Raw genomic sequence first — 5743 nt, 5'->3', positions numbered from 1 at the left:
CTGCCGCGACCTCGGCAGTCCTCGTCGTCTCCACGACATAGCTTCCCGTGGACAACGCATCCCCTCCGCTGCGATGTGTCCCGAACGGCCTTGAGAGCAGCTCGGAACTCCCCTGTGCCCGAGGGCTGTTACCCAGCGCAGACTAGGGACCAGCAATCGGTTTCCGGAACTCGCCCCAGCCTCATTGGCCTATGCCGGAGGCAAGCCTGTCGCGATCGGGCGGTCCCACGAACGCGCCTGCGTCCCACGGCAACTTCCTTGCGCGCCCGAACAAGTGCGCACCCGGACGCCCCACTACCGTCGTGCGCCCGTCGACCCGCCACCAGCTGTGAGGACTTGATGACGGAACGGATACCGGAGGCGGTGTTCTGGTGCCTGGCCGTGGGCCTGATCGCCGTCGCCGTGCTACTGGTGCGCGAACGCGGCATCACCGCACGGCAGCGCAGAGGCAACGCTGAACTGAGGGACGGCCTGCGGGCCCGGGACGAGGAACTCCGCCACCTCGTCTCGGCCCGGCTGCCGGCCCTGGACGACGCACCCCACGAGCAGGTCCCGGCCGTCGGTCTGCTCGACGACCGGCTCGCCGACACGGAGTTCGGGAAATGCCTCGACGCCGTCCTGGAACGGTTCGCCGGCGCCGTCGAGCACGCCCGCTCGCGCGCCGACCAGTCGGCGAAAGCCGCCTTGAAGGCGTCGATGCGCTCCATCCAGGGCCTGGCCAACGAACAGCAGGTGTCCATCGCCGAGATGCAGGACCGCCACGACAACCCCGGCGTGCTGCGCGACCTGCTCGAAATCGACCACGCCAACGCCCAGTTCGGCCGCCGTGCCCAGGCCATCGCCGTGCTGTGCGGCTCGTGGCCGGGCCGCCAGCGCGTCACCTCCGCGCTCGTCGAGGTCGTACGCGGCGCCACCTCCCGCATCCGCGACTACCGGCGCATCCGTATCAACGGCGAGGTCGACATCGCCGTACAGAGCCGGGCGGTCGAGCCGGTGGTGCTCGCGGTCGCCGAACTCCTCGACAACGCGGCACGTCACTCCCAGCCGGGCACGACCGTCGAGGTCACCGTCCAGACAGTGCACAACGGCGCCTGCGTCGTGATCGACGACGCCGGGGTCGGCATGGACGGCCGGGCGGCCGAGCACGCCGCCGAACTGCTCGCAGGCACCCACGCGGTGGACATCACCCGGCTCGGCGACCCGCCCCGCTTCGGCTTCGCCGTCATCGGGGCGCTCACCGAGCGCTACGGGTTCAGTGTCTCCGTGGACACGCTCTCCCCGTACGGCGGTGTACGCGCCGTGGTGTTCCTGCCGGCCGCCCTGCTCACGCACCTGGACTCCGTCCAGGCGGCCGCGCCAGGGACCACGCCCCTCGCAGATCCCACCGCCGATCAGGTCGTCCCCGACCCCGACCCTGAACTCGACCCCGAACCCGATCCCGATCCGGAACCCGCAGAGGCGACCACGCCTGGAGGCTTGCCCAGGCGCCGTCGCCGCTCCGCACGGCGACCGGCCGCGGAGCCCGTACCGGCCGACGAGGTCGGCGGCCGCTCGGCAGAGGAGAACGCCCGGCGCATGGGCGCCTTCGCACGCGGCACCAGCTCCGGCAGGGCCGCCCGGCACACGCTCCACGACGATGAAGGGAACAGCCACGAATGACCGGGCCCACCAACAACACGTTGGGCTGGATGCTGGACGAGGTGCTGAAGGTTCCGCGGGCGCGTCACGCGATCCTGCTCTCCGCCGACGGCATGCTCCGCGCCTTCTCCAAGGACATCGACCGGGACGACGCCGAACGGCTGGCCGCGGGCCTGTCCGGCGTCCAGTCGATCAGTCGCAGCACGGCCGAGTTCTGCGGCACCCCGCACACCCCGTGGCGGCAGACCCTGATCGAGTTCGCCCACGGCTACGTCTTCCTGGTCGCCGCCGGCGAGGGCGCCTACCTCGCGGTCTCCACCGGCGAGGACGTCGACATGGAGGCGGTCACCTACCGTATGCACAAACTCGTCGACCGGCTCGGCAAGGAGCTGACCAGCCCCGCCCGGCAGGACACCGGCAGCCCGGCATGACTAGCCGGCGCCGCCCCGCAGACCGGCTGGTGCGGTCGTACGTCGTCACCGACGGCCGCGCCCACCCCACCCGCAACACTCTCGACCTGGTCACCCTGCTGATCGCGACCGACGATCTGCCGCTGACCGGCCTCAATCCGGAAAAGCGCAGGCTCATGGAGCTGTGCCGGCCCGGAGCCCTGTCCGTGGCCGAGGTGGCCGGCCATCTGTCGCTTCCGGTGGGCGTGGCCAAAGTGCTGATCGCCGACCTCATGGACAGCGGCCACATCGTCACCCGCGCGCCGATTCCCGCCGCCCGGCCGACCGACGCCCGAATCCTCCAGGAGGTGCTCGATGGACTCCGCGCCCGCCTCTGACGACGTCTACCTGCGGCCCAGTGTGCAGACGGCGGTCAAGCTACTGATCGTGGGCCACTTCGCGGTCGGCAAGACCACGTTCGTCGGCACGCTCTCCGAGATCCGGCCGCTGCGCACCGAGGAGGTCATGACCGAGGCCGGCGCCCTGGTCGACGACCTGGCGGGCATGCGGGACAAGACGACCACCACGGTCGCCCTCGACTTCGGCCGGCTCACCCTCAACGACCGCCTGGTGCTCTACCTCTTCGGCACCCCGGGCCAGCAGCGCTTCACCAGGCTGTGGCAGGACATGACCCAGGGCGCGCTCGGCGCGCTCGTCCTCGCCGACACCCGCCGTCTCAGCCAGTCGTTCGAGGTCATGGGCGTGCTGGAGGAGCACGGACTGCCGTACGCGGTCGCCCTCAACCAGTTCCCCGGCGCTGCCGGGCACCAGCTCGACGAGGTGCGCGAGGCCCTGGACCTGCTGCCCGAAACCCCCCTCGTCCGCTGCGACGCCCGCGACCGTGTCTCGTCCACGCGGGCTCTCATCAGCCTCGTCGAGTACCTCCTCAACCGCACCGGCCACTTGGAGCACGCGTGACCTCCGCATCCCCCGTACCGCCCGTCCCGCCGCCGGGCTGCCCCGCGCACGAGTCCCTGCACGGGCCCGAGTTCGCCGCCGATCCGGCCGCCGTCTACCGGCGGCTGCGTGAGGTCGGCCCGATCGCGCCGGTCGAGCTGGCGCCCGGGGTGCGGGCCTCGCTTGTCGTCGGATACGACGCCGCCCTGCACGTGCTGCGCAGCACCGAGACGTTCTCCAAGGACCCCCGCCGCTGGAAGGACCTGGCAGACGGCACCGTCCCCACGGACAGCCCGGTCGTGCCGATGATGATGTACCGGCCGAACGCGCTGTGGACCGACGGTGCGGAACACCGCAGGCTGCGCGGCGCGATCACGGACAGCCTGGCCCGGGTCGACCCAGCCACGTTGCGCGGCCACGTCGAGGCGAGCGCGGACACCCTCATCGACCGCATCGCCCCGGCCGGACAGGCGGATCTGCTCGGCGAGTACGCCCAGGTGCTTCCCCTGCTGGTGTTCAACCGCCTGTTCGGCTGCCCGGCCGACTACGGCGAGCGGCTGGTGCGGGGCATGTCCGGGATCTTCGACGGAGTCGACGCCGAGCAGGCCAATGAACTGCTCGCGACGACCCTGCTGGACCTCGTCACGCTGAAGCGCCGCCGGCCCGGACCGGATGTGACGTCCTGGCTCATGGCACATTCCGCCGGTCTCACTGACGAGGAGATGGTGCACACCCTCGTTCTGCTCATGGGCGCGGGCACCGAGCCGCAGCAGAACCTGATAGCCAACAGCCTGCGGCTGCTGCTGTCCGACGACCGGTTCGCGGGCAGCCTCTCGGGCGGCAGCCTGCCGGTGGAGGACGCCCTCGACGAGGTGTTGTGGACCGACCCGCCCATGGCCAACTACGCCGTGCACTACCCGGTCCACGACGTCGTCCACGAAGGGGTGCTGCTGCGGGCGGGTCATCCGCTCGTGGTCAGTCTCGCCGCGGCGAATACGGACCCGTCCCTGACGACCGATCAGCGTGCGGGCAACCGCGCCCACTTGGCATGGAGCGCGGGCCCGCACAACTGCCCGGCGCAGAGTCCGGCCCGGCTGATCGCCGCGGTGGCCGTGGAGAAGCTGCTCGACCGGCTTCCCGACGTCGAACTCGCCGTACCCGTCGAGGAACTGGCCTGGCGGCCGGGCCCCTTCCACCGCGCGCTGGCCGCACTGCCGGTGATGTTCCCGCCGACCGCCGTCACCCCGCCCACGGCTGACGACGAGCCGCCCGTGGAGAGCGCCGCGTCGGCGCCCCGGCCGTCCGAGGTGCCCGAGGCCGGTCGCGTACGGCGTGGATGGGCCGCCCGGCTGCTGGCGTGGTGGCGTGGCGAGTGATCAGGACAGGCGGACCGGAAGGGAGCGGTGGCCGTTGGAGATGAAGGAGTCGACCGGCTCCAACTCGTCCTGGGAAACGACGAGTCGGAGGCCGGGGAAGCGGTCGAAGAGGGCCCGGAGCGCGATGTGGGCCTCCAGCCGGCCCAGCGGGGCGCCCAGGCAGAAGTGCACGCCGTGGCCGAAGGCGAGGTGCTCCTTGTCGGCGCGGGCGACGTCGAAGCGGTCGGCGTCCTCGCCGTACTTGCCCGGGTGACGTCCGGCGGCCGCGTACGCGGCGAGGATGGCCTCGCCCTTGACGATCACCACGTCGTCCGGGCCGCCGAACTCGCTCATCTTCAGGTCCTCGACGGCATACCGCAGCGGCAGGCTGGCGACGGGCGCCTCCACGCGCAGCGCCTCCTCGACCACGTCCTCCCACAGGACGCGGCCGGAGCGGACGTGGGCGAGCTGGTCCGGATGGGTCAGCAGGAGGTGGATGGCGTTGTCGATCAGGTTGACCGTGGTCTCGTGGCTGGCGCTGACCATGAGCACCAGGGTGTCGAGCAGCTCCTGCTCGCTCAGTCGGGCGTCGCCGTCGTCACGGGCTGCGATGAGCGCGGAGGTCAGGTCGTCGCCCGGCGATTGCCGCTTGAGGGCGACGAGTTCGCCCAGCGCCGCGTACAGCCGTGCGTAGTTGTCGGTGACTTCCTCCGGGGTGGCGGAGGTGTGGAAGACGCCGTCCACGACGGCCCGTAGCTCCGCACTCTGTTCCTCGGGCAGGCCGAAGAGTTCGCTGATCACCCGGATCGGCAGCGGATAGCAGAACTCCTCGCGCAGATCGACGACTTGGCCGTGCCGTCCGGCCTCCTCGATGCGGTCGAGCAGGGCCGCGGTGATCTCCTCGATGCGAGGTTGGAGCGCCGCGGTGCGCCGTGCGGTGAAGGCCTTGGAGACCAGGGCGCGCAGCCGTTTGTGCTCGCCTCCGTAGGCGGTGAACATGTTCTGCACCGCGACCCAGGTGAACAGCGGCCATTCCGGGGCGATCTCGCCGTTGATCCACCGGGGCCAGTGCCGACGCGGGTCCTTGGAGACGCGTGGGTCGGTGAGCAGACGTTTGAGGAGGTCGGGACTGCTGACGGCCCAGGCCTGGACGCCGTCGGGCAGTTCGACGAGGGTCACCGGTCCGCGCTCGCGGATCCGGGCGGCCTCGCCGTGGATGTCGCGGCCGGTCGGGTCGATCACTAAGGGGCGGGGGTGTCCCATGGCAGCCTCCCTGGCGCTGGCTCATCAATACGACCGGTAAAGCTACTTGGACGTAGCGTGTCCGGGCGAGGGCCCTCGGCATGTGCTGCGCACGGCGACAACTTCTCTGCGCCCGGCCGCAAGTCGGCGGTCCGCTTCCGT

The 5743-nt window shown here is 71.1% G+C and carries 6 protein-coding genes; 5 read left to right on the top strand and 1 reads right to left on the bottom strand.

The window, feature by feature from the left end; all coding sequences use genetic code 11:
* Window positions 1-339 precede the first annotated feature (339 nt).
* Genes H4N64_RS43630 through H4N64_RS43610 form a run of 5 tightly spaced genes read left to right on the top strand, consistent with a single transcriptional unit; the run spans window position 340 to window position 4360 of the window.
* Entirely contained in the window at window positions 340-1659 is a 1320-nt protein-coding gene (locus tag H4N64_RS43630; protein ID WP_186288178.1) for an ATP-binding protein, read from the top strand.
* Window positions 1656-2069, top strand: coding sequence for a roadblock/LC7 domain-containing protein (locus H4N64_RS43625; RefSeq protein ID WP_186288177.1), 414 nt, complete (start codon window positions 1656-1658; stop codon window positions 2067-2069). The genes H4N64_RS43630 and H4N64_RS43625 overlap by 4 nt, the downstream gene beginning before the upstream one ends.
* The gene (locus H4N64_RS43620; protein WP_186288176.1) at window positions 2066-2425 is read left to right on the top strand and encodes a DUF742 domain-containing protein; all 360 of its coding nucleotides are present in this window, start codon (window positions 2066-2068) and stop codon (window positions 2423-2425) included. The genes H4N64_RS43625 and H4N64_RS43620 overlap by 4 nt, the downstream gene beginning before the upstream one ends.
* Window positions 2403-3005 (top strand): GTP-binding protein, encoded by a 603-nt coding sequence (locus tag H4N64_RS43615; RefSeq protein WP_186288175.1) that lies wholly within the window; start codon window positions 2403-2405, stop codon window positions 3003-3005. The genes H4N64_RS43620 and H4N64_RS43615 overlap by 23 nt, the downstream gene beginning before the upstream one ends.
* Complete coding sequence (locus H4N64_RS43610; protein WP_186288174.1) at window positions 3002-4360, top strand: cytochrome P450 family protein; 1359 nt, start codon at window positions 3002-3004, stop codon at window positions 4358-4360. The genes H4N64_RS43615 and H4N64_RS43610 overlap by 4 nt, the downstream gene beginning before the upstream one ends.
* Here H4N64_RS43610 and H4N64_RS43605 read toward each other — a convergent pair whose 3' ends face one another.
* Window positions 4361-5602, bottom strand: a complete 1242-nt coding sequence (locus H4N64_RS43605) for a cytochrome P450 family protein (protein WP_186288173.1) — start codon at window positions 5600-5602, stop codon at window positions 4361-4363.
* Window positions 5603-5743: the final 141 nt, after the last annotated feature.

Source organism: Streptomyces cupreus, assembly GCF_014257025.1.
GTDB lineage: Bacteria > Actinomycetota > Actinomycetes > Streptomycetales > Streptomycetaceae > Streptomyces > Streptomyces cupreus.
The sequence above is the reverse complement of the archived record's forward strand: the minus strand, read 5'-3'. Positions and strand labels throughout refer to the sequence as shown.